Here is a 24,479-nt window from a genome sequence, read left to right as displayed (position 1 = left end):
CAGAAGTGAAACGCCGTAGCGCCGATGGTAGTGTGGGGTCTCCCCATGTGAGAGTAGGGAACTGCCAGGCATCAAATTAAAGAAACCCCGTACCGTAAGGTGCGGGGTTTTTTGCTTTGTGCGCCAGAAAATACCGGGTGGCGGCACCGCCTGACCGTGCCTACAATTGTTAAAACGCTTTTAACAATGGTGCTGCTTTGATACGTCCCTTTGATTACCAACAAGATTTTGCCAACATTAATTTCCGTGACCATCCAGAGCTGTATCAGGTGGGGCGGGGAGAGCAGGGTGTGCTCATGGTGGAACCTTACAAAAGCGAGATCCTACCGCACTGGCGATACAAAAATGCTGAAGTTGCAGCGCGATCGGCAAAAGAAATATACGCCCTGTTTGAAGAATATCGTCAGCAAAACGACTTTGTGGGTATGGATATGGCGCGTAAATTCATTCAGATGGGCTATACCCGCGCCAGGCGATACGCCAATCATAAAGGCGGTAAAAAGTACGATGAGAAGCGCCAGGTCAAACCGCTGGATTGCGATCCCGTAAAAGCAGAAGCCGCCGCGGTCTTCAAAAAGTGGTGGGATAAAATTCGTGCAGATGAAGATTATTTGCAGCGAAAAAAGGCGCATCAGCAGAAGTGGGGATAATTACTACGTCCGCTAATAATTCGATACCTGATCGAGTTCACAAAACGCAATGAAACATATTAGAAACATTTTATTTACCTAACGATTCGTTTTAAATCCGGTTTTACTGTTTGTGGGCAATGGCCCGCAATGTGAGACAGGGGATTTTAAAATGACAGAAACCGTAGCCAGTGCAGATACGGATAACACCAATTTGGCAAATAAGGATACCCGTCGTCGGGTTTGGGCAATCGTTGGGGCCTCCTCGGGAAACCTCGTAGAGTGGTTTGACTTTTACGTCTATTCATTCTGTTCACTCTATTTTGCCCATATCTTTTTCCCGTCAGGGAATACCACCACTCAGCTTTTGCAAACCGCAGGCGTTTTTGCCGCCGGGTTCCTGATGCGCCCTATCGGTGGATGGCTATTCGGCAGGATCGCAGACAGAAAAGGGCGCAAGACCTCCATGCTCATCTCCGTATGCATGATGTGCGTCGGCTCTCTGGTGATTGCCTGCCTGCCTGGATATGACACTATCGGAACATGGGCACCCGCATTGCTGCTGCTGGCTCGTCTGTTCCAGGGGCTGTCAGTCGGTGGCGAATACGGCACCAGTGCGACATACATGAGCGAAGTGGCGGTTGAAGGCCGAAAAGGTTTCTATGCATCATTCCAGTATGTGACCCTCATTGGCGGACAGCTGCTGGCGTTGCTGGTTGTAGTGATCCTGCAACAAATCCTTAGCGATGAAGATTTGCGCGCCTGGGGCTGGCGCATCCCGTTTGCTATGGGCGCTGCCCTGGCGGTTGTCGCCCTGTGGCTACGCCGTCAGCTTGATGAAACCTCTCAACAGGAGGTCAGGGCGCTGAAGGAGGCGGGCTCAATGAAGGGGCTCTGGCGAAACCGCAAAGCATTTTTGATGGTGTTAGGTTTTACCGCCGCGGGCTCGCTAAGTTTCTATACCTTCACCACCTACATGCAAAAATATCTGGTTAACACCACGGGCATGCATGCAAACGTTGCGAGTGTCGTCATGACGGTGGCGTTACTGGTCTTTATGCTTATCCAGCCGATTGTCGGCGCGCTGTCGGACAAAATAGGTCGCCGCACCTCCATGCTGATCTTTGGCGGCATGCTCACCCTGGGTACCGTTCCGCTTTTGACTGCGCTACAGCAGACAACGTCGCCGTATGCCGCTTTTGCGCTGATCATGGTGGCACTCATCATTATCAGTTTTTACACGGCAATCAGCGGCATTTTGAAGGCGGAAATGTTTCCCGCACAGGTGAGGGCGCTGGGTGTAGGCCTCTCTTATGCGGTCGCGAATGCCCTGTTCGGCGGTTCGGCGGAGTATGTCGCGCTATCGCTTAAGTCGTGGGGCAGTGAAACGACCTTCTTCTGGTATGTCACCGTAATGGGAGCGCTGGCGTTTATTGTCTCGCTGATGCTGCATCGCAAAGGAAAAGGTATCCGCCTTTAATAATGTGCCATCTGCCAGACGGCGTAGCCAGTTGTTGCGCCGGCTACGTCCCACGCAAAATCTTTCCAGCTCCAGCCGCTTCCTGAGGGGCGGCTATCCCAAAGCTCTTTCGATGCCCCCAGGCTTATGGAGAACATCAGGCCCATTGTGGCACTTCGATCCCGGCTATATCCCTGGTGCAGCGCATACTCATTGCCCGCAGCGGACAACATTGCAGACGCCAGAAAGTGTTGAGCTTTGTCCTGACCCGACCAGCTATCATTCGCCATATGGCTGCAACCGGTCAGGAAAAGAGGGATTATCAGGAAAGGGGTACGCATTAACAGGCTCCATAAAAAAGCCCCGTCAGTGACAGGGCCCGGGAATTACAGAATACGGCTAATGAGGCGATCGATACGGATCCGACGTAGACGGCGAATCAGCTTGCGAACTTTCACCGGATAATCCGCGATGCTTTGCAGATCGCGGTAATGACGAACCACTGTGGTATGCGTGCGTATAAGCTCCAGCTCACGATCGCGTTTCGCGGCTAACGCATGCTGAGGATCGTGAATCAGGATGGCATTCTCCAGATCCAGACGCCAGGCGCGCGGGTTCAGGTTATTACCGGTCAACAGCATCCACTCATCATCGACCCACATCCCTTTGAGATGATAGCTGTTATCTTCATCTTTCCAGAGACGCACGACCAGCTGGTCCGTGTTCACGTAGTACTGTAAACGGCTCAGGAAGCGACGCAGGTTAATCTCATAAAGATAAGGCAGTGCGCCGATGATCTTGAAAGGCTGATCTTCCGGAATGAAAAAGTCGTTTGCCGTTTTATCCCCGACGATGATTTCCACCTTTTTACCCTCACGCAGCAGCTGAATAATATTGCGCACCAGAACGGCGGGAAGGTTGAAGTATGGGGTGCAGATAGTGAGCTTATGCTCCGCGCACGGCATCAAATGGAAAATCGTCTTGTTCAGCAGGCTGGTTTTTCCCAGGCCTACCAGCGGCGTAACGGACAGCTCGTCATTACTGGCGTCCCCCTGTAAACGATAAACCGCATCGCGCAACTCCTGGCGGAAGGAGCGAACGTCGTTTTTGATTTCCGGGCTTTTCGGGCGATGAGGATCGTCAAGACGGTGGACACCCCGACCATGAACCAGGTTTTTATCTACCCAGTTGAACATGATGTCGGCCATCTGTGGATTGCGGATCAGATGGTAGCGATCGTAACGGTATTTATCGAGCTGATGGAGATAAACATCATTCAGGCTGGCGCCGCTGTAAAGAACGCTGTCATCAATGATAAATCCTTTGAAATGAAGAACGCCAAGCGCTTCACGGGTATTCACGGGCACACCATACACCGGAATATCGATCCCCGGGTTCTCCTGGGCCGTGCGGCAATACCAGTCAGCGTTAGTGTTCGAGGCGGCCGCGCCAATACGGCCACGCTGCGCGCGGTGCCAGTCAACCAGCACACGAACGTCCAATTCCGGACGTTGACGTTTCGCTTCATAGAGCGCGTTCAGGACAGCACGCCCACCTTCATCCTGTTCAAGATAGAGCGCCACAATGCAGATACGTCGCGTCGCGCTGGCAATCTTTTCCAGAAGCGTCTCCCGGAAACGAGCGGGAGCATAAAAGAACTCTACATCATCAACTGACTGAGAAATCTTCGGTAGTTGAGCAAGGTGTTGTTGATGTTTATTACGCTTAAATTTTGACAACATCACAGTGCGTTTCTTCTCTGTTCATTGAAGGGTTGTCTGTACCAGGCAAACAACATAAGCGGACAATGATACCCCAGTGATGCGAAAAGTGGGTAACATTTCCAGAAGCTTACTCGTGTTTATCCGTTGATGTCAGGCTGAGGGACAGGGAGACAATGCCTTCATCCAGCTGGATATCAACGTCAAAACCGAGCTTCCGCGCCAGGGTCACCATACCCCGATTATTTGGCATAGTAATGCCGTTCAGGCGTGACAATCCGTGATCGCGCGTATATCCAATGAGTTTTTCGAGCAGCCTTCTGCCCAACCCCAAACCTTTAAGATCGGAACGCACCAGCACGGCAAACTCCGCATCTACGTTATCCGGGTCGGAAATGGCGCGCGTCACGCCGAGGATCTCCTCTCCCTCTCCGGAACGGCGAACCGCCACAATCGCCATTTCTCGATCGTAGTCGATCTGGGTCATATTGGCTAAATCGTCGTGGGTAAATTCGTTGATTTCGCTGAAATAGCGATAGTATAAGTCTTCCTTCGTCACCTGCGAAATGAACGCTCGCAGCAGCGGCTCGTCTTCCGGCAGGATAGGGCGAAACAGCGCCCGCTCTCCATTTTTCATCTCCACCCACTCTTCCAGATGAAGCGGATAAGGACGAATGGCGAGACGGCTTTCCCGGTCACCAACAAATGACGCAATTTCCAGCGTCACGTCGAGGGCCGTAAATTCATTTCCGGAAGCGAGGAGCGGGTGGATATCCAGGCGCTGGATCTCCGCACAGTCAACAATGAGGTTAGAGACCTTCACCAGAAACTGGCTTAATCCGGCGATATCAAGCGGCCTCAGAGCGCTTCTCCCGCGGATTTTTTTACTTTTAATGGCCTGAATAATTAAATAACGCGCCAGGTTCATGTTTAGTGGTGGAAGCGCGACAGCCGCCTGTTCTTCAGGCCGCCATTCAACGCCGCCTTCACCCAGCATAATGAGCGGACCAAAAACCGGATCGTGTTCGACTACCACGCGCAGCTCCTGCGCGCCCGCACGGTTAGCCATGCTCTGCACCAGCAGGCCGTGGATCCTGGCCTGTGGCCACGTCATTTTCACGCGATCGATAATGGCATCCGCGGCCTGTTGCACTTCTGTCGCGGTGCGCAGATACAGCATGACGCCCTGCACATCTGATTTGTGCGGAATATCGGGTGAGCGCAGCTTTAGCGCGACCGGATAGCCAATCTGCTCAGCGATATGTACCGCCTCGGCGCTGTCGCCGGCAATCCAGGTGGGCAGCGTTTGTATCCCATAGCTGCCAAGAATGGGTTGCACTTCATGCGTATCAAGCGACGTGGCGCCCTCTTCGATGGCCTGCTGCAATAGCCTGTGCACGTCCACCGAATTTGCTGTGAGGTTGCCCGGCAGGGCAGGTGTTTCACGCAGCTGCTTCTGGTTGCGGCGGTATTCAACCATATGCATAAACGCGGTAATGGTGCCCTCCGGCGTGCGGTAGGTTGGCAGCCCGGCTTCACTGAACAGACGCCGCGCTTCCTGTGAGGAGAACTCGCCGCACCAGTTGGTCAGCAGGGTGACGTATTTGCCGCGCGGATGGTTTCGGACAGTCTCAATCAGCGCGCGTGCGCTTTCACTGCCGGGCGCAGCGGCGCTGGGTGAATGAATGATCATCAGCGCATCGAAATCCTGACTGTCGAGCAGGAGGGAGATCGCCCTGATGTAGCGATCGCTTGTGGCATCATCGCGTAAATCGAGCGGATTACCGGGAGTAACGCTGCCCGGCAGCACCTCCCGCAGGCGCTGAAGCGTCGCTTCGCCCAGCGTTGCCAGCTTGCCGTTGCGCAGCCACAGTTCGTCCAGCGCCAGTGCGGCGGGAGCGGCGCCGTTGCTGACGATCATCAGCTTTTCACCGCGCAGGGGGCGCATGTGGCTTAACGTTTCGACGGCAGAAAAAAGCTCGTGCGTATCCTGAACCCGCAGCAGACCGGCGCGCTGGATCGCGGCATCCCAGGCGGGATCCATCCCGGAATGGGAATGCAGCAGGCGCTGCGCCGCCGGGCTGCGCCCGCTTTTGATGACCAGAATCGGTTTATTACGCGATGCGCTACGCGACGCCGACACAAAACGACGGGCGTCGCTCAGGTGTTCAAGATAGAGCAGGATCGCGCTGGTTTTGCTGTCACGCGCCAGGAAATCCAGCAGTTCATCAACGTCAATGTCCAGGCTGTCACCCAGGGCGATGAAGTAGGAGAAGCCCATCTCACGCTGTTGTGCCCAGTCGAGGATCGTATTGGATACCGCAGCCGACTGCGAAATAAAGGCCAGCTTACCTTTACGGATCGGAACCGGGGAGAAGCTGGCATTCAGCCCTTGCCAGGGGGCAAGCAGACCCAGGCTGTTTGGACCAAGAATACGCATCTGGTAGCGGCTGGCACAGGCCAGCAGCTCAGGCTGCTGCTCAGGAGGCGACGAGAGAATAATGCAGGTTTTACAGCCTTTCTGGCCGAGCGACTCAAGCAGTTCGAGGTTTCGTTTCGCATGCGTACAGAGCACGGCGAGGTCGGGAATGAACGGTAAACTTTGCACGTCCGGCCACGCCAGCACCCCCTGAACTGCCTTATAGGCGGGCGTAACGGGCATGACCGGGCCATTAAACCCGCCAGCCAGCAGATTGCGCATCATCAGATACCCTGCGCGGTCCGGTTTCATTGAGGCGCCAATAACGGCAATGGATTTCGGACGAAGTAGCGCTTCTAACCCTCTCTGGCTCATGCAGGCCTCCCGTGAATGCAAGCGACCTGATGATTTTAAACGCTTTCTGTCTCAGTTGCTGTGACGCTACCCTTATGAACGGTTTTTCCCGCAAGATAACGTTCGCGGAAGCAGGAGAAGTGACTGCCCAGCGCGCTGGCTGCCTGGGTATCGCCTGCCAGATCCAGTAGCGCAATCGCGACCTCCGCAGTGCAGTACTGGCCGTCGGCATGGGCTTCGCGCAGGCGATAGGCCGAAACGCGCGACAGATCGACGGAAATTACCGGCAGCGCATCAAGATACGGGCTTTTGCGAAACATCTTTCTCGCTTCCGTCCAGGTGCCGTCAAGCATAATAAACAGCGGCGGTTGACCGGATGGCGGCGCCGAAAGCACCTGACGATGTTCGCCTGCATACGATGCAGGGAAAACGACCATTGGCTGATATTCCGGGCTTGCCACCAGGTCGAGCAGTGCCTGAGGTGGCTCAGTGCGCGACCACTGAAACGCCGCTGTGTCTGGCAGAATATCGGCGATCAGGCGCCCCGTATTGCTGGGCTTCATCGGTTCGGTATCAAACATGACCAGACAAAAGCGGCTTTTCGCCTCGCTCGGCGCAAGCGTTTCGCACAGGCACACCTTCAGCGGTAAAAGGCAGCGCTGGCAGCGGCGAATACGATTGCCTCGGGCCAGAAAAGGGCGGGTGGCGCGAGCAAGGCGCTCGGCGCGTAATTGAAGTACAGCGTTAACAGTCATGGGCGAAAAGGCAGGAAAAACCCCATTTTCGCAGAGGAGAGAACGGGGCACAAGATGTGCCCCGTGAATGTTACAGGGATTCGTTTAACCAGCTGTCGAAAGGCGCTTTTGGCACGGCACCGTTGAGCATGTCGATCACTTCACCATTTTTGAAAATCATAATGGTGGGAATGCTGCGGATGCGAAAACGGGCGCTGAGCTCACGTTCGGCTTCGGTATTCACTTTCACAAAACGCATTTTCCCGCTGCGCTCTTCCGCCACGTCTTCGAAAATTGGCGCAAAGTTACGGCAAGGGCCGCACCACGGCGCCCAGAAATCGACCACAACAGGCAGATCGTCCTTGAGGAGTTTGTCCAGCGTAGCACCCGTCGCGTTAATGACATCGCCATTAAATAATTCGTGGCCACAACGCCCGCATTTCGCACCGTCATCCATCCGATCGTCCGGAATGCGGTTTAAAGCCTGACAGTTGGCACATACGGTATTCATAACTAACCTCTGATAGAGCCGTGGAACAACGGCAGAACGCCGATAATGTTTCTGATATGTTACATATTATCAGTGAGCCTGTATGAAACGACAACGCGTTTTATTCAATGGGAACAATAGTCACAGGCTTTTGTACGAAATTATGGCTATGAGCTTGCACATCGGGTAATCTGCGCGCTTCGCGCAGCGCTGGTGGAGAAAAGCATGAACGACGAAATGAAAAACAAAAGCGGCAAGGTCAAAGTGATGTATGTCCGCAGTGATGATGACTCTGATAAACGCACCCAAAATCCGCGTACCGGAAAGGGTGGCGGGCGTCCAGCGTCTTCTCGTGCAGACGGTGGCCGTCGCCCCGCCCGCGATGACAGAAATAACCGCGGCGATGACCGCAAACGTGATGACCGTAAGCGTGACGATCGCAAACGCGACGATGTTGTCCGCGACGGTGGATCGCCATGGCGTACCGTTTCGCGCGCGCCGGGTGAAGAGGCGACTGAAAAGGCCGATCACGGCGGTATCAGCGGAAAAAGCTTTATCGATCCGGAAGTGCTGCGTCGTCAGCGTGCGGAAGAGACCCGTGTATACGGCGAGAACGCCTGTCAGGCGCTGTTCCAGAGCCGGCCGGAGTGTATCGTTCGCGCATGGTTTATCCAGAGCGTGACCCCGCGCTTTAAAGAAGCGCTGCGCTGGATGGCGGCGAACCGCAAAGCCTACCACGTGGTTGACGATGCCGAGCTGACTAAAGCGTCCGGTACTGAACACCACGGCGGCGTCTGCTTCCTGATCAAAAAACGTAACGGCACTACCGTGCAGCAGTGGGTCAGCCAGGCGGATGCCGATGACTGCGTGCTGGCGCTGGAAGATGTGGGTAACCCGCATAATCTGGGTGCGATGATGCGTAGCTGCGCGCACTTTGGCGTGAAAGGCGTGCTGTTACAGGACGCCGCGCTGCTGGAATCCGGTGCGGCAATCCGTACCGCGGAAGGCGGTGCAGAGCACGTTCAGCCGATCACCGGCGACAGCGTGCTGGAAGCCCTTGAGCAGTTCCGTAAAGCGGGCTACACCATTGTCACTACCTCAAGCCGTGCCGCTACGCCGCTGTTCAAAGCGACGCTGCCACGCAAAATGGTGCTGGTGTTAGGCCAGGAGCGTGATGGTCTGTCTGATGCGGCACTCTCCAGCGCTGACCTGAGCGTCTCTATCGACGGTACAGGCAACGTTGAAAGCCTGAACGTCTCCGTTGCGACCGGCGTACTGCTGGCGGAATGGTGGCGTCAGAATAAAGCATAAGCCTTTGTGCGTTTGAATGCCCGGTCCACCGGGCATTCAGGCTCAAACTACTCACTCTCTGCCGGTAATACAGGCATCCAGTCAATTGGCTTTTCCCCACGCTTTTCCAGCCACTCATTCGTCAGAACAAAATGATTACTGCCAAAGAAACCGCGGTGAGCAGACAGCGGCGACGGGTGCGGTGCTTTCAGTACGTGATGACGCTGACGATCGATAATCGCCCCTTTCTTTTGTGCATGCGAACCCCAGAGTAAAAATACGACGCCTTCACGGTGCTCATTAATCAGGCTGATGACCTTATCGGTAAAGGTTTCCCAGCCGAGGCTGGCGTGGGAGTGCGCCTGGCCTGCACGAACCGTCAACACGGTGTTCAGCAACAGCACGCCCTGGCGCGCCCAGCTTTCCAGATAGCCGTGATTAGGGCGAGTAAAGCCAGGGATCGTTCCTTCAAGCTCTTTATACATATTTAGCAGAGAAGGGGGGATAGCCACGCCCGGACGCACGGAGAACGCCAGTCCGTGAGCCTGACCAGGGCCGTGGTAGGGATCCTGCCCCAGAATAACCACCTTCACGTCGCTCAGTTCGGTATAGCGAAAGGCGTTAAACACATCTTTCTGCGGCGGATAAATCGTCTGGCCAGCCTGCCGTTCAGCCGCAACGGTGCTGAGGGTATTGATAAAGTAGGGCTGCTGCTTCTCTTCTGCCAGCACGTCATGCCAGGTTAAAGGTGTCGTCATCTCGCTCTCCTGCGAATTTCATTCTCTCCCTAGCTTACCTGTTAAAGCCCGGTGAGCAAAATAACACGCTGAAAAGTGGGCTAAGTCGTTAAATTTATTTTGGAAAAGATGCGGGATAAGTTGAATGGGTAAGATGAAGAAATTGATCTGAAACAATAAATCCAGACCACACTCTTTGTGTGGTTAGTGGTTTTGTTGATTTAAATCAATAAATCACCGGGGTCTGAATGTTATATATACACACAAGAAACAATGGTTTTACCAATTGGCCGCGAAAGGCCAGCATCAGTTAATGTAGCCTAAGGGAGGCAACACATGATTACAGGTATCCAGATTACTAAAGCAGCAAACGACGATCTGCTGAACTCTTTCTGGCTGCTGGACAGCGAGAAAAACGAAGCGCGCTGTGTCGTAGCGAAAGCAGGTTTTGCGGAAGACGAAATCGTTCCGGTGAGCAAGCTGGGCGAAATTGAATACCGTGAAATTCCAATGGAAGTGAAGCCAGAAGTCCGCGTGGAAGGCGGTCAGCACCTGAACGTTAACGTTCTGCGTCGCGAAACCCTGATGGACGCCGTTGAGCACCCGGAAAAATACCCGCAGCTGACCATCCGCGTGTCTGGCTATGCGGTACGCTTCAACTCTCTGACCCCGGAACAGCAGCGCGACGTTATTGCTCGTACCTTTACTGAAAGCCTGTAAGGTTTCAGCCACGGGGGGGAATAAAAAAGCCGGGAATGTCCCGGCTTTTTTTTACTCTTCAGTTTTTGTCTCTGGCGCAGCAGAGCTTGGCTTACGGCGCTTACCAATGTTTTTGGTGTCGCGGTGTCGCTGCTTAACGCGCGGTTTCTCTTTTTCTTTCTCTTTTCTCTCGGCACGTTTCGCGAGCGCTTTCTTGGACGGTTTACCCGTCATTTTTTCACTCGGTGCACGTGTGGTCGGACGAAGTCCGTCGATAACGCGAGCTTTAAGTGGCTCATCAACGTAGCGGCCAATTTTCTGAAGCAGCAGATGGTCGTGCGCTTCCACCAGAGAGATAGCAATACCTTTACGGCCCGCACGGCCGGTACGACCAATGCGGTGGAGATAAGTATCACCGCTGCGTGGCATATCAAAGTTGATCACGTGGCTCACGTCAGGGATGTCGATCCCGCGCGCGGCAACGTCGGTGGCAACCAGCACATTTACGCGGCCATCGGTCAGACGCTTAATCCCTTCGGTACGCTTAACCTGCGCCATTTCACCTTCGAGATAGCAGTTATTGATGCCGGCGTTGCGCAGCATTTCTGCCAGCTCATGCACGCGCTCGCGTTTGCGAACGAAGACGATGGTACGGGTTGCATCTTCCTGCTTCAGCAGGTGTTTCAGCAACTCAACCTTATGCTCCAGGTTATCTGCACGGTAGTACCACTGGTGGATCTTCTTACGCTCGCGCGTGGATGGCGTGGCGGACACTTCCACCGGATCTTCCAGCAGACGTTCGGCGAAATCTTTGATGGCATCCCCTTCAAGGGTTGCCGAGAACAGCATGGTCTGGTTACGCCAGCGCGTTTCACCCGCGATGTGTTCGATATCCTGGGCAAAGCCCATGTCCAGCATGCGGTCAGCTTCATCGAGAATGAGCGTTTCCACCGCGCGGCAGTCGAAGTTCTCTTCTTTAATGTATTGCAGCAGACGGCCTGTCGTCGCAACAACGATATCCTGGTTTTCGCTGAACACTTCCGCGTGGTTCATATACGCTACGCCGCCGGTGATGGTAGCGATATCCAGATGGGTGTTCGCCGCCAGCTCACGCGCGTGTTCGGCAACCTGCATCGCCAGCTCACGGGTCGGGGTCAGGATCAAAATACGCGGCGGGCCTGATTTTTTACGCGGAAAATCGAGCAAATGCTGCAACACAGGCAGCAAGTAGGCTGCTGTCTTCCCCGTGCCGGTTGGCGCAGAACCGAGCACATCGCGGCCCTCAAGCGCAGGCGGAATGGCCGCGGCCTGAATGGCGGTCGGGCGTGTAAAGCCTTTGCTCTCAAGAGCATTGAGCAGGCTTTCATCGAGTTCAAGTTCGGAAAAAGTCGTTACAGTCATGTTCTACCTCTGTGTGGGGCGCTGATTATAGACGTTACGGCTGTAATCTTCATCTGTTTGTATGGATATCGCTTTTCGGCCACTTCGCTTTCCCCTATGCTACTCCAGTTTCACACAGAAGGTTGCCCTGACATGTCTCAACTCAAAGCGCAGCTGCGCCGCGATGGTTTTACGTTTAAACAATTTTTTGTGGCGCACGATCGTTGTGCGATGAAAGTCGGTACAGACGGTATTTTACTGGGTGCATGGGCGCCTGTCGCAGGTGTAAAACGCATTCTGGATATCGGGACGGGCACCGGGCTACAGGCGCTGATGCTGGCGCAGCGAACGGAAGAACACGTCACGATCGATGCCGTTGAGCTTGATCCTCAGGCGGCGCAGCAGGCGCGTGAAAACGCTGCTGAATCCCCGTGGGCAGAACGCGTCAGGGTGGAATGCGCAGATGTCCTGACCTGGGCACCAGAGCAGACCGCGCGTTACGATTTGATCGTCAGCAACCCGCCGTATTTCGTGCCCGGCGTGGAATGTGGAACGCCGGAACGCGAGCAGGCGCGTTACACCCGTTCGCTCGATCACCCGTCACTCCTGACCAGTGCGGCGGAACTCATCTCGGAAGAGGGATTTTTCTGCGTGGTCCTGCCTGAAAGCACGGGCAACACCTTCATTGAGATCGCTCGTGAGATCGGCTGGAAGTTGCGTCTTCGTACCGATATCTCCGATACGGAAGGGCGCTTACCGCATCGCGTGCTGCTGGCGCTTTCGCCGAAAGAGGGGGAGTGCTTTATCGACAGGATGGTCATTCGCGGGCCAGACCAGCGTTATTCCGAAGATTACACTGCCCTGACCCAGGCCTTTTACCTGTTTATGTGAACCTGCGGCGTCAGCACCGACGGGCCGGACGTTTCCAGCGTGTCGGGATAGTCCAGCGTATAATGCAGACCACGACTCTCTTTGCGCATCATTGCGCAGCGCACAATCAGCTCGGCAACCTGCACCAGGTTGCGAAGCTCCAGCAGGTTATTGGAAACGCGGAAGTTGGCGTAATATTCATCAATTTCCTGCTGCAACATCATAATGCGGCGTAACGCGCGCTCCAGACGCTTCGTTGTGCGTACAATCCCGACATAATCCCACATGAGCAGCCGCAGCTCGTGCCAGTTATGCTGGATAACCACCCGTTCGTCAGGGTTATCCACCCGGCTTTCATCCCACGCCGGCAGGCACGCTGTCGCACACGCATAGGGCATGCGTTTGGTAATATCTTCCGCAGCAGACCACCCGTATACCAGACACTCCAGCAGCGAGTTTGATGCCATGCGGTTGGCGCCATGCAGGCCGGTATAACTGACCTCGCCGATCGCATAGAGGCCATCCACGTCGGTACGACCGTGATCGTCAACCATCACGCCTCCACAGGTATAGTGGGCGGCAGGCACAATTGGTACCGGATCGCGGGTTAAATCGATACCCAGACTCAGCAGCTTTTCGTAAATCATCGGGAAGTGCTGGCGAATAAATTCTGCCGGCTTATGGCTAATGTCCAGATACATGCAGTCCACGCCAAGCCGCTTCATTTCGTGGTCGATGGCGCGGGCCACGATATCCCGCGGCGCCAGTTCACCTCTGGGGTCGAAGTCCGGCATAAACCTGGAGCCGTCCGGGCGCTTAAGACAGGCGCCTTCACCGCGCAGCGCTTCCGTCAGCAGAAAGTTTCGCGCCTGCGGATGGAACAGGGCGGTGGGATGGAACTGATTGAACTCCAGATTCGCCACGCGGCAGCCGGCGCGCCAGGCCATGGCGATACCGTCTCCGGACGCGATATCCGGGTTCGTCGTGTACTGGTAAACCTTGGAGGCTCCGCCGGTCGCCAGCACAACGGCTTTTGCCTGGCAGGTTTCCACCTTCTCTTTATTCCGGTTCCACACCCATGCGCCGACAACGCGGCGCGTGCCGGGCAGGCCAATCTTGTCGGAAATAATCAGGTCGACGGCGTTGCTGCGCTCCAGCACCTGAATATTGGGATGGCTGAGAGCTTTGCTGACCAGCGTAGTTTCAACCGCCTTTCCGGTCGCATCAGCAGCGTGCAGAATACGGCGGTGGCTGTGCCCGCCCTCACGGGTCAGGTGATAACTCTCTTCACCATTGGGCTTAATCTGCGTATCAAACAGCACGCCCTGGTCGATAAGCCATTGCACACAGTGGCGGGCATTGCTGGCGACAAATTCTGCGGCATGCTCATCCACGATCCCGGCACCAGCAATCAGAGTATCTTCTACATGTGAGGCAATGCTGTCCGTTTCATCAAACACGGCGGCAATGCCGCCTTGTGCATAGAAGGTGGAACCTTCGCTCATCGGCCCTTTACTCAACACGATGACGTTCTGATGTTCTGCCAGGCGCAGCGCAAGGGAAAGGCCGGCAGCACCGCTACCGATGATCAGTACATCACAATGAAGTTCAGGCGTCGTGTTCATGATGTTTGTTTAATTTACTAAACATGGTGTCGGGAGAATAGCATTCTGATGCGAGTTATCGCACGTTTTTTTTGATGCGTGTTGCAATGACTAAACGAAAGGCCAGAAGTTAAATCATCGCTAAATGACGGGAAATATTTTGCGAAGCAGATCGTTAGCTTCAGATTTTGTGGTGAAATAAAGCCTGTGTTGCGTTACTCTTCTGACGATAAAGTTGATGATTCTTGTCAGAAAGCGGGTGCGTATCGTGAACAGACTTATAATGAGAGAAAATGAACGGTCTGCGGCGCGATGAACAAAAACAAAGGCGTTACGGAACTTATTGAAGAACAGACGCTCTAACTCGGTGCTTGCTCAAAGTGCAATGTTGGTAGAGTGGCGTTTCGATAACGCGTGGAATTTGGTTTGGGGAGACATTACCTCGGATGAGCGAGCAGTTAACGGACCAGGTCCTGGTTGAACGGGTCCAGAAGGGAGATCAGAAAGCTTTTAACCTACTGGTGGTGCGCTACCAGCATAAGGTAGCGAGTCTGGTTTCCCGCTATGTACCGTCAGGCGATGTGCCTGATGTCGTACAAGAGTCTTTTATTAAGGCCTATCGCGCGCTGGATTCATTCCGGGGGGATAGTGCTTTTTATACCTGGCTGTATCGCATTGCAGTCAATACGGCTAAAAATTATTTGGTTGCTCAGGGGCGTCGTCCGCCTTCAAGTGATGTCGATGCTATCGACGCGGAAAACTTCGAAAGTGGCGGCGCGCTGAAAGAAATTTCGAACCCTGAGAACTTAATGTTGTCAGAAGAACTGAGACAAATCGTTTTTCGCACGATCGAGTCGCTCCCGGAAGATTTACGCATGGCAATTACGTTACGGGAGCTGGATGGCCTAAGCTATGAAGAGATAGCCGCCATCATGGATTGTCCGGTCGGCACGGTTCGTTCACGAATTTTCCGTGCGCGAGAAGCCATTGATAATAAAGTTCAACCGCTTATCAGGCGTTGACGATAGCGGGATACTGGAAAAGGTATTAGGCATGCAGAAAGAAAAACTTTCCGCTTTAATGGATGGTGAAACGCTGGATAGTGAGCTGCTTGATGAGCTGTCTCATTCTTCCGAAATGCAACAGATCTGGGAGAACTATCACCTCATCCGCGACACGATGCGCGGTGATACCAGCGAGGTTCTCCATTTCGATATCTCAGCTCGCGTTATGGCGGCCATTGAGAACGAACCTGTTCATCAGACCACGCCGCTGATTCCTGAAGCGCAGCCTGCACCTCACCAGTGGCAGAAAATGCCGTTCTGGCACAAGGTGCGTCCGTGGGCGAGCCAGCTCACCCAGATGGGTGTCGCTGCGTGCGTATCGCTTGCAGTTATCGTTGGGGTCCAGCACTATAATACTCAGTCTGAAGCCAGCCAGCAGCCTGAAGCGCCAGTGTTCAATACGCTGCCGATGATGGGTAAAGCCAGCCCGGTGAGCCTGGGCGTACCGGCAGATGCCTCCGCAAGCGGCGGACAGCAACAGCAGGTACAGGAGCAGCGTCGTCGCATTAATGCGATGTTACAGGATTACGAGTTGCAGCGTCGTCTGCACTCCGAGCAGCTTCAGTTTGAGCAGGCCCAAACCCAGCAGGCTGCTGTGCAGGTGCCAGGAAACCAAACTTTAGGAACGCAATCGCAGTAATGAAGCAACTTTGGTTCGCCATGTCTTTGATGGCGGGTAGCCTGTTCTTCTCTGCTAACGCCTCGGCTGATGTTTCATCCGGGGCGTTGTTGCAGCAAATGAATCTGGCCAGCCAGTCACTCAATTATGAGTTGGCATTTATCAGCATCAATAAGCAGGGTGTCGAATCGTTACGCTATCGCCACGCCCGCCTTGATAATCAGCCGCTCGCCCAGCTTTTACAGATGGATGGCCCGCGACGGGAAGTGGTCCAGCGTGGGAACGAAATCAGCTATTTCGAGCCTGGCCTTGAGCCGTTTACGCTTAATGGCGACTACATCGTTGATTCTCTGCCGTCGCTCATTTATACCGATTTTAAACGTCTCGCTCCCTACTATGATTTTATCTCGGTGGGGCGAACACGTATTGCCGACAGACTGTGCGAAGTGATCCGCGTTGTGGCGCGGGATGGCACACGTTACAGCTATATCGTCTGGATTGACGCAGAGACGAAGCTGCCGATGCGCGTTGATCTGCTCGATCGCGACGGTGAAACGCTTGAACAGTTCCGCGTGATCTCCTTCGACGTGAACAGCCAGGTTGGCAACAGCATGCAAAATCTGGCCAAAGCCAGTCTGCCGCCTTTGCTTTCCGTTCCTGCCGGCGATTCTGTTAATTTCAACTGGGTACCTTCCTGGATCCCGCAAGGGTTCAGCGAAGTTTCCAGCAGCCGTCGCCAACTGCCTACCATCGAAACGCCGGTTGAGTCACGACTCTACTCCGATGGTCTGTTTAGCTTCTCTGTGAACATCAATCGCGCAACGGCGAACAGTTCCGAACAGATGCTCCGAACCGGCCGCCGGACGGTTAGTACCACGGTGCGCGATAACGCAGAAATCACCATTGTCGGTGAATTACCGCCGCCAACGGCAAAACGCATTTCAGACAGCATTAAATTCAGGGCGGCACAATGATTAAAGAGTGGGCCACGGTCGTTTCCTGGCAGGATGGCGTAGCGCTCGTCAGCTGTGATGTTAAAGCATCATGCAGCAGCTGCGCCTCCCGAGCCGGCTGCGGCAGCCGCGTGTTGAATAAGCTGGGGCCGCAGACGTCGCATACTATTGCGGTGCCAAGTGACCAGCCGCTGGTGGCAGGGCAGAAAGTGGAGCTGGGCATCGCTGAAGGTAGCCTGCTCACCTCGGCCATGCTGGTTTACCTTTCTCCGCTGGCAGGTTTGTTCGTGATGGGCGGGGTTTTCCAGATGCTGTTTGGCACGGATTTGGCCGCCATGTGCGGAGCCGCTTTAGGCGGCGTGGGCGGATTCTGGCTTGCTAAAGGCCTCTCCCCGAGACTTACCGCCCGGGAAGCCTGGCAGCCCATCATCCTCAGCGTTGCGCTGGCACCCGACCAACTTCGTGTTGAGACGCTCTCTTCTGAGGCCCGGTGATCTGCCGGGCTTTATTATTATTTACACCGCAATAAAGAAAACGCCAACTCTTCGCGCTATACCTGGCTCTAAGTGCATTTCCAGCAGACGAGGATGTAGTGTAGAATGCTGCGTTTTCGCACTGAAAAACGTCAGGCTAAGAACAGCGGCCTCCAGGAATTCGTAAGGCATAATTATTTAACTATATGAAGAACATACGTAACTTTTCGATCATAGCTCACATTGACCACGGTAAGTCGACGCTGTCTGACCGTATTATCCAGATTTGCGGTGGCCTGTCTGATCGTGAAATGGCAGCCCAGGTTCTGGACTCCATGGACCTGGAACGCGAACGCGGTATTACCATCAAAGCGCAGAGCGTAACGCTCGACTATAAGGCTTCCGATGGTGAAACCTACCAGCTGAACTTTATCGACACCCCAGGGCACGTTGACTTCTCTTATGAAGTATCACGCTCGCTGGCGGCCTGCGAAGGCGCGCTGCTGGTGGTGGATGCCGGGCAGGGCGTAGAGGCCCAGACGCTGGCAAACTGCTACACCGCCATGGAAATGGATCTCGAAGTGGTGCCGGTTCTGAATAAAATCGACCTGCCAGCCGCCGATCCTGAGCGCGTAGCGGAAGAGATTGAAGATATCGTCGGTATTGATGCGACCGATGCCGTACGTTGCTCGGCAAAAACCGGCGTCGGCGTTCCGGACGTACTGGAACGTCTGGTGCGTGACATTCCGCCGCCGGAAGGCGACCCGGATGCGCCGTTACAGGCGCTGATCATCGACTCCTGGTTTGATAACTACCTCGGCGTTGTCTCGCTGGTGCGTATTAAAAACGGCACCATGCGTAAAGGCGATAAAATCAAGGTCATGAGCACCGGACAGGTTTACAACGCTGACCGTCTGGGCATCTTCACGCCAAAACAGGTTGACCGTACCGAGCTGAAATGCGGCGAAGTGGGCTGGCTGGTCTGTGCCATTAAAGACATCCTCGGCGCGCCGGTGGGGGATACCCTGACCGGTGCGCGTAACCCGGCAGATAAAGCGCTGCCCGGCTTCAAAAAGGTGAAACCGCAGGTTTATGCGGGTCTGTTCCCGGTCAGCTCCGATGATTACGAAAACTTCCGCGATGCGCTCGGTAAGCTGAGCCTCAACGATGCCTCCCTGTTCTACGAGCCAGAAAGCTCAACGGCGCTGGGCTTCGGCTTCCGCTGTGGCTTCCTCGGCCTGCTGCACATGGAGATCATTCAGGAACGTCTGGAGCGTGAATACGATCTGGATCTGATCACCACCGCCCCGACGGTTGTTTACGAAGTAGAAACCACGTCGAAAGAGGTGATCTACGTTGATAGCCCGTCCAAGCTCCCGCCGCTGAATAACATTCAGGAACTGCGTGAGCCTATCGCGGAGTGTCACATGCTGCTGCCGCAGGAGTTCCTCGGCAACGTGATCACCCTGTGTATTGAGAAGCGTGGCGTGCAGACCAACATGGTTTACCACGGTAACCAGGTGGCGCTGACCTATGAAATTCCGATGGCGGAAGTGGTGCTCGACTTCTTCGACCGTCTGAAGTCCACCTCCCGCGGCTATGCGTCGCTGGACTACAACTTCAAACGCTTCCAGGCCTCGAACATGGTCCGCGTGGACGTGCTGATCAACGGCGAACGCGTTGATGCCCTGGCGCTGATCACCCACAACGATAACGCACCGTACCGCGGTCGCGAGCTGGTTGAGAAGATGAAAGATCTGATCCCGCGTCAGCAGTTTGACATTGCGATTCAGGCGGCCATCGGTAACCACATCATTGCCCGCTCAACCGTGAAGCAGCTGCGTAAAAACGTTCTGGCGAAATGCTATGGCGGTGACGTCAGCCGTAAGAAAAAGCTGTTGCAGAAGCAGAAAGAAGGTAAGAAGCGTATGAAGCAGGTCGGTAACGTAGAGCTGCCGCAGGAAGCATTCCTTGCCATCCTTCATGTTGGTAAAGACGGTAACGGTAAATAACCTTAAGGAGTTGGCATGGCGAACATGTTTGCCCTGATCCTGGTCATCGCTACCCTGGTGACAGGCCTGCTGTGGTGCCTGGATAAGTTTATCTTCGCCCCAAAACGCCGTGAACGTCAGGCTGCCGCGCAGGCAGCCACTGGCGATGCGCTGGACGCGAAAACCCTGAAGAAAGTTGGCCCTAAACCGGGCTGGCTGGAAACGGGAGCATCGGTATTCCCGGTGCTGGCGATTGTTCTGGTGGTGCGTTCATTTATCTATGAACCGTTCCAGATCCCGTCAGGATCGATGATGCCAACGCTGCTGATCGGTGATTTTATTCTGGTTGAGAAGTTTGCCTATGGCATTAAAGATCCGATCTACCAGAAAACGCTGATCGAAACGGGTCATCCGAAACGTGGCGATATCGTGGTGTTTAAATATCCCGACGATCCGCGCCTGGACTATATTAAGCGCGCGGTAGGTTTACCGGGCGATAAAGTGACCTACGATCCGGTGGCGAAAGAGGTGACCGTTCAGCCTGGCTGTCGCTCTGGTACTGCATGCGAAAATGCGCTGCCAATCACTTACTCCAACGTCGAGCCAAGTGATTTTGTGCAGACCTTCGCCCGTCGTAACGGCGGTGAAGCGACCAGCGGTTTCTTCCAGGTGCCAAAAGGTGAAACCAAAGAGAACGGCATTCGTCTGGTTGAGCGCAAAGAGACGCTGGGCGATGTCACTCACCGCATTCTGACCGTACCAATCGCGCAGGACCAGCTGGCAATGTACTACCAGCAGCCGGGCCAGCAGCTGGCGACCTGGATTGTGCCGCCGGGACACTACTTCATGATGGGTGATAACCGCGATAACTCCGCGGACAGCCGTTACTGGGGCTTCGTGCCGGAAGCGAATCTGGTCGGTAAAGCAACCGCTATCTGGATGAGCTTCGAGAAGCAGGAAGGCGAGTGGCCGACCGGCGTTCGCCTGAATCGTATTGGCGGAATCCATTAATTTTCGTGAAAAATAACGCGTAGCGGCTTTTATTAGCCGCTACGTGAATTATTTCAGCGATAAATCTCTTTGAACTAACGACATCCCCTGTCGTTGTGTATAGAATATTCCCCCGAAGTTTAAGGTTGGCCCTGCAAGGGTGCCACGGCACACGAAACCGCGTTGGTTTTCTCAGGTCGGTTTCGTGTGCTGCATTTTTGACGCATTCATTTATTGGTATCGCATGAACCCCATCGTAATTAATCGGCTTCAACGGAAGCTGGGCTACACTTTTCATCATCAGGAGTTGTTGCAACAGGCATTAACCCATCGCAGTGCCAGCAGCAAACATAATGAGCGTCTCGAGTTTTTAGGCGACTCTATTTTAAGCTTCGTGATTGCGAATGCGCTTTATCATCGTTTTCCGCGTGTGGACGAAGGTGATATGAGCCGCATGCGCGCCACGCTGGTGCGCGGCAACACCCTCGCTGAAATCGCACGCGAGTTTGAGCTGGGTGAATGTCTGCGTCTGGGGCCGGGTGAGCTGAAAAGTGGTGGATTCCGTCGTGAATCCATTCTTGCCGATACGGTCGAGGCCTTAATCGGTGGCGTGTTCCTGGACAGCGATATCCAGACCGTAGAAAAGCTGATCCTGAACTGGTATCAGACCCGTCTGGACGAAATCAGCCCGGGCGATAAGCAAAAAGATCCGAAAACGCGTCTGCAAGAATATTTGCAGGGTCGTCACCTCCCGCTGCCATCCTATCTGGTGGTGCAGGTGCGTGGCGAAGCGCACGATCAGGAATTTACTATCCATTGCCAGGTCAGTGGCCTGAGTGAACCGGTGGTCGGCACGGGTTCAAGCCGTCGTAAGGCTGAACAGGCTGCCGCCGAACAGGCGTTAAAAATGCTGGAGCTGGAATGAGCATCGACAAAACCTATTGCGGATTTATTGCCATCGTCGGACGTCCGAACGTTGGCAAATCCACCCTGCTGAATAATCTGCTTGGGCAGAAGATTTCTATTACCTCGCGTAAGGCGCAGACCACGCGTCACCGCATCGTCGGTATCCATACTGAAGGCGCGTATCAGGCGATTTACGTCGATACCCCGGGCCTGCACATGGAGGAGAAGCGCGCCATCAACCGTCTGATGAACAAGGCGGCGAGCAGCTCCATTGGCGACGTAGAGCTGGTGATTTTCGTTGTGGAAGGCACCCGCTGGACGCCGGACGACGAAATGGTCCTGAACAAGCTGCGCGACGGCAAAACGCCGGTGATCCTCGCGGTCAATAAAGTGGACAACGTGCAGGAAAAAGCCGATCTGCTGCCACACCTACAGTGGCTGGGCAGCCAGATGAACTTCCTGGACATCGTTCCACTGTCTGCGGAAACCGGTCTGAACGTTGATACCATTGCCGGCATCGTACGTAAGCACTTGCCAGAAGCGACTCATCACTTCCCGGAAGATTACATCACCGATCGCTCGCAGCGCTTTATGGCCTCTGAAATCATCCGCGAGAAGCTGATGCGTTTTCTGGGCGCAGAGCTGCCGTACTCGGTCACGGTTGAGATCGAGCGTTTCCAGTCGAACGAGCGTGGCGGTTACGACATCAATGGTCTGATCCTCGTTGAGCGTGAAGGTCAGAAGAAGATGGTGATCGGCAATAAAGGCGCCAAGATCAAAACTATCGGAATCGAAGCCCGTAAAGACATGCAGGACATGTTTGAAGCACCGGTTCACCTGGAACTGTGGGTGAAAGTGAAATCTGGCTGGGCCGATGATGAGCGTGCGCTGCGCAGCCTCGGTTACGGCGAAGACCAGTAAACAAAGACGGCGAGCATATGGATGGATGGCAGCGCGCCTTTGTCCTGCATAGTCGTCCCTGGAGCGAAACCAGCCTGATGCTGGACGTCTTCACGGAAGAGTCCGGTCGCGTGCGCCTTGTTGCCAAAGGCGCACGTTCCAAACGTTCTAATCTCAAAGGTGCCTTACAGCCTTTTACCCCGCTGCTGGTTCGCTTTGGCGGGCGAGGGGAAGTCAAAACCCTGCGCAGTGCTGAAGCCGTTTCCCTCGCGCTTCCGCTTTCTGGCATTACGCTCTACAGCGGTTTGTACGTCAACGAACTCATCTCACGGGTGCTTGAACATGAGACCCGCTTCTCTGAACTTTTCTTTGATTACCTGCACTGTATTCAGTCGCTCGCTGGCGCAACCGGCACCCCTGAGCCTACGCTGCGTCGTTTCGAGCTGGCGCTGCTCGGGCATCTTGGATACGGCGTCGATTTTCTGCACTGTGCGGGGAGTGGGGACGAGGTAGAAGATACCATGACCTATCGCTATCGTGAGGAAAAGGGCTTCATTGCCAGCGTCGTCGTTGATAACAGCACCTTTACCGGACGCCAGCTCAGAGCACTGTATGAACGCGAGTTCCCGGACGCCGACACCCTGCGCGCCGCAAAACGCTTTACCCGGATTGCGCTCAAGCCGTATCTTGGTGGCAAGCCCTTAAAGAGCCGCGAATTATTCAGGCAGTTTATGCCGAAACGTTAGACCACAGCATCAGAAAGAAAACCGAGGATTGTCATGGCTGAATTATTGTTAGGCGTCAACATCGACCACATCGCCACTCTGCGCAACGCGCGCGGCACCGCGTATCCGGATCCGGTTCAGGCGGCATTTATCGCTGAACAGGCTGGCGCCGACGGCATTACCGTCCACCTGCGTGAAGATCGTCGCCACATTACCGATCGTGACGTGCGCATCCTGCGCCAGACGCTGGATACCCGCATGAACCTGGAGATGGCGGTAACGGAAGAGATGCTGACCATTGCCTGCGATACGAAGCCGCACTTTTGCTGTCTGGTGCCGGAAAAGCGTCAGGAAGTGACGACCGAAGGCGGTCTGGACGTGGCGGGGCAGCTCGACAAAATGCACGACGCCTGCAAACGCCTGGCGGATGCCGGTATCCTGGTTTCCCTGTTTATCGACGCCGATTTTACCCAGATTAAAGCCGCTGCCGACGCGGGCGCGCCGTACATTGAAATTCACACCGGCTGCTATGCTGATGCTGAAAATGACGCTGAACAGGCTAAAGAGCTGGAGCGTATTGCCAAAGCGGCAACCTACGCGGCCAGTCTGGGCCTGAAGGTTAACGCCGGACACGGCCTGACCTATCACAACGTGAAGGCCATTGCTGCTCTGCCGGAAATGCACGAGCTGAACATCGGCCACGCGATTATTGGCCGGGCGGTAATGAGCGGCCTGAAAGAGGCGGTTTCAGAGATGAAGCGCCTGATGCTGGAAGCACGTCAGTAATGGCCATTCTGGGCTTAGGTACCGATATCGTTGAAATAGCCCGCATCGAAGCGGTGATCGCCCGCAGCGGCGATCGCCTGGCAAGACGCGTGCTGAGCGATAACGAATGGGCCATCTGGGAGGCGCATCAACAGCCGGTGCGCTTTCTGGCAAAGCGTTTTGCGGTAAAAGAGGCGGCGGCGAAAGCGTTCGGCACGGGCATTCGTAACGGCCTGGCGTTTAACCAGTTTGAAGTCTTTAACGATGAGCTGGGTAAGCCACGTCTGCGCTTATGGGGCGAGGCGCTTAAGCTGGCGGAAACGCTGGGCGTGGCGCACATGCACGTAACGCTGGCAGATGAACGGCACTATGCCTGTGCAACGGTAATTATCGAGAGTTAAATTTTGTCCGCATGGTGCATCAGGACAAACTTATCCCACAGCTGTTCTTCGTTCTCGACGTGTGCCGGATCTTTTAAGATCGTATTGGGGATTGGGCACACCTTCTGGCAGGTCGGCGTTTCATAGTGGCCGATGCACTCGGTGCAGCGGTCGCTGTTAATCTCATAAATGCTGTCGCCCATCGAAATCGCCTGATTAGGGCATTCGGGTTCGCACATATCGCAGTTGATGCATTTTTTAGTGATTAACAGCGCCATCGGGAAATTCTCAGAAACATCACAAACAGGGCGGGCATTATACGCGCAT

Annotated in this window: 25 protein-coding genes; 16 read left to right on the top strand and 9 right to left on the bottom strand. The window is 54.7% G+C overall.

The genetic code is table 11. The annotated features are described in order from the left end of the window. The first annotated feature begins 197 nt into the window (after positions 1-197). Both IM300_RS12650 and IM300_RS12645 read left to right on the top strand, forming a co-directional pair. The gene (locus IM300_RS12650) at positions 198-650 is read left to right on the top strand and encodes a DUF4385 domain-containing protein (protein ID WP_063450553.1); all 453 of its coding nucleotides are present in this window, start codon (positions 198-200) and stop codon (positions 648-650) included. Positions 651-801: 151 nt separating this feature from the next. Continuing rightward, on the top strand, positions 802-2,109 hold the full coding sequence (locus IM300_RS12645; protein ID WP_063867943.1) for an MFS transporter: 1,308 nt from the start codon (positions 802-804) through the stop codon (positions 2,107-2,109). On the opposite strand, the gene IM300_RS12640 is transcribed toward IM300_RS12645, so the two are convergent. The 5 genes from IM300_RS12640 to trxC form a co-directional block, all read right to left on the bottom strand. Beyond that, positions 2,106-2,429, bottom strand: a complete 324-nt coding sequence (locus tag IM300_RS12640; RefSeq protein WP_063450551.1) for a YfiM family lipoprotein — start codon at positions 2,427-2,429, stop codon at positions 2,106-2,108. The two genes, IM300_RS12645 and IM300_RS12640, sit on opposite strands and share 4 nt — an antisense overlap. 45 nt (positions 2,430-2,474) lie before the next feature. After that, entirely contained in the window at positions 2,475-3,830 is a 1,356-nt protein-coding gene (gene pssA / locus IM300_RS12635) for a CDP-diacylglycerol--serine O-phosphatidyltransferase (RefSeq protein WP_193036758.1), read from the bottom strand. Positions 3,831-3,939: 109 nt separating this feature from the next. Beyond that, complete coding sequence (gene pat, locus IM300_RS12630) at positions 3,940-6,603, bottom strand: protein lysine acetyltransferase (protein ID WP_193036756.1); 2,664 nt, start codon at positions 6,601-6,603, stop codon at positions 3,940-3,942. Positions 6,604-6,638: 35 nt separating this feature from the next. Beyond that, a complete protein-coding gene (gene tapT / locus IM300_RS12625) occupies positions 6,639-7,337 on the bottom strand; it encodes a tRNA-uridine aminocarboxypropyltransferase (RefSeq protein ID WP_193036754.1) in 699 nt (232 codons plus the stop codon). A gap of 70 nt (positions 7,338-7,407) precedes the next feature. Beyond that, the gene (gene trxC, locus IM300_RS12620; protein ID WP_193036752.1) at positions 7,408-7,827 is read right to left on the bottom strand and encodes a thioredoxin TrxC; all 420 of its coding nucleotides are present in this window, start codon (positions 7,825-7,827) and stop codon (positions 7,408-7,410) included. Positions 7,828-8,031: 204 nt separating this feature from the next. Here trxC and IM300_RS12615 point away from each other — a divergent pair, with 204 nt between their 5' ends. Next, entirely contained in the window at positions 8,032-9,117 is a 1,086-nt protein-coding gene (locus tag IM300_RS12615) for a tRNA/rRNA methyltransferase (RefSeq protein ID WP_017383555.1), read from the top strand. Between the two features lie 47 nt (positions 9,118-9,164). Here IM300_RS12615 and ung read toward each other — a convergent pair whose 3' ends face one another. Continuing rightward, positions 9,165-9,854, bottom strand: coding sequence for a uracil-DNA glycosylase (gene ung / locus IM300_RS12610; RefSeq protein WP_003860729.1), 690 nt, complete (start codon positions 9,852-9,854; stop codon positions 9,165-9,167). Between the two features lie 315 nt (positions 9,855-10,169). On the opposite strand from ung, the gene grcA reads away from it, so the two are divergent. Further along, positions 10,170-10,553: an autonomous glycyl radical cofactor GrcA gene (gene grcA / locus IM300_RS12605; RefSeq protein WP_008502190.1), complete on the top strand. Its 384-nt coding sequence runs from the start codon at positions 10,170-10,172 to the stop codon at positions 10,551-10,553. Positions 10,554-10,604: 51 nt separating this feature from the next. Here grcA and srmB read toward each other — a convergent pair whose 3' ends face one another. Continuing rightward, positions 10,605-11,933: an ATP-dependent RNA helicase SrmB gene (srmB, locus tag IM300_RS12600; RefSeq protein ID WP_063450547.1), complete on the bottom strand. Its 1,329-nt coding sequence runs from the start codon at positions 11,931-11,933 to the stop codon at positions 10,605-10,607. A gap of 132 nt (positions 11,934-12,065) precedes the next feature. Between srmB and IM300_RS12595 the strand changes: the two genes are divergently transcribed. After that, positions 12,066-12,803, top strand: coding sequence for a tRNA1(Val) (adenine(37)-N6)-methyltransferase (locus tag IM300_RS12595; protein ID WP_063867952.1), 738 nt, complete (start codon positions 12,066-12,068; stop codon positions 12,801-12,803). Here the strand turns inward: IM300_RS12595 and nadB are convergent. Further along, complete coding sequence (nadB, locus tag IM300_RS12590) at positions 12,788-14,407, bottom strand: L-aspartate oxidase (RefSeq protein WP_193036750.1); 1,620 nt, start codon at positions 14,405-14,407, stop codon at positions 12,788-12,790. The genes IM300_RS12595 and nadB overlap by 16 nt on opposite strands. Positions 14,408-14,832: 425 nt before the next feature. Here nadB and rpoE point away from each other — a divergent pair, with 425 nt between their 5' ends. The 11 genes from rpoE to acpS all read left to right on the top strand — a co-directional run bounded on the left by rpoE (position 14,833) and on the right by acpS (position 24,173). Further along, on the top strand, positions 14,833-15,408 hold the full coding sequence (rpoE, locus tag IM300_RS12585) for an RNA polymerase sigma factor RpoE (protein WP_006176728.1): 576 nt from the start codon (positions 14,833-14,835) through the stop codon (positions 15,406-15,408). 31 nt (positions 15,409-15,439) lie between these two features. Continuing rightward, entirely contained in the window at positions 15,440-16,090 is a 651-nt protein-coding gene (gene rseA, locus IM300_RS12580; protein ID WP_193036748.1) for an anti-sigma-E factor RseA, read from the top strand. Then, on the top strand, positions 16,090-17,043 hold the full coding sequence (gene rseB, locus IM300_RS12575; protein ID WP_003860717.1) for a sigma-E factor regulatory protein RseB: 954 nt from the start codon (positions 16,090-16,092) through the stop codon (positions 17,041-17,043). Before rseA ends, rseB begins: the two co-directional genes overlap by 1 nt. After that, on the top strand, positions 17,040-17,516 hold the full coding sequence (gene rseC / locus IM300_RS12570) for a SoxR-reducing system protein RseC (protein ID WP_193036746.1): 477 nt from the start codon (positions 17,040-17,042) through the stop codon (positions 17,514-17,516). Before rseB ends, rseC begins: the two co-directional genes overlap by 4 nt. A gap of 185 nt (positions 17,517-17,701) precedes the next feature. Then, complete coding sequence (gene lepA / locus IM300_RS12565; RefSeq protein ID WP_003860714.1) at positions 17,702-19,507, top strand: translation elongation factor 4; 1,806 nt, start codon at positions 17,702-17,704, stop codon at positions 19,505-19,507. Positions 19,508-19,522: 15 nt separating this feature from the next. After that, on the top strand, positions 19,523-20,497 hold the full coding sequence (gene lepB / locus IM300_RS12560) for a signal peptidase I (RefSeq protein ID WP_193036744.1): 975 nt from the start codon (positions 19,523-19,525) through the stop codon (positions 20,495-20,497). A gap of 223 nt (positions 20,498-20,720) precedes the next feature. Beyond that, positions 20,721-21,401, top strand: a complete 681-nt coding sequence (gene rnc, locus IM300_RS12555) for a ribonuclease III (protein WP_003860711.1) — start codon at positions 20,721-20,723, stop codon at positions 21,399-21,401. Beyond that, a complete protein-coding gene (gene era, locus IM300_RS12550) occupies positions 21,398-22,303 on the top strand; it encodes a GTPase Era (RefSeq protein WP_003860709.1) in 906 nt (301 codons plus the stop codon). The genes rnc and era overlap by 4 nt, the downstream gene beginning before the upstream one ends. Before the next feature lie 17 nt (positions 22,304-22,320). Further along, on the top strand, positions 22,321-23,028 hold the full coding sequence (recO, locus tag IM300_RS12545) for a DNA repair protein RecO (protein ID WP_063867962.1): 708 nt from the start codon (positions 22,321-22,323) through the stop codon (positions 23,026-23,028). A 33-nt stretch (positions 23,029-23,061) separates the two neighbouring features. After that, on the top strand, positions 23,062-23,793 hold the full coding sequence (gene pdxJ, locus IM300_RS12540; protein WP_193036742.1) for a pyridoxine 5'-phosphate synthase: 732 nt from the start codon (positions 23,062-23,064) through the stop codon (positions 23,791-23,793). Next, positions 23,793-24,173, top strand: a complete 381-nt coding sequence (gene acpS, locus IM300_RS12535; RefSeq protein WP_063867967.1) for a holo-ACP synthase — start codon at positions 23,793-23,795, stop codon at positions 24,171-24,173. Before pdxJ ends, acpS begins: the two co-directional genes overlap by 1 nt. On the opposite strand, the gene IM300_RS12530 is transcribed toward acpS, so the two are convergent. Further along, entirely contained in the window at positions 24,170-24,430 is a 261-nt protein-coding gene (locus IM300_RS12530) for a YfhL family 4Fe-4S dicluster ferredoxin (protein ID WP_023300734.1), read from the bottom strand. The two genes, acpS and IM300_RS12530, sit on opposite strands and share 4 nt — an antisense overlap. Positions 24,431-24,479 lie beyond the last annotated feature (49 nt).

It is taken from the genome of Enterobacter cloacae complex sp. I2 (genome assembly GCF_014896205.1).
GTDB lineage: Bacteria > Pseudomonadota > Gammaproteobacteria > Enterobacterales > Enterobacteriaceae > Enterobacter > Enterobacter quasihormaechei.
Note: the sequence above shows the minus strand (reverse complement) of the source record. Positions and strands in the feature narration are given on the sequence as shown.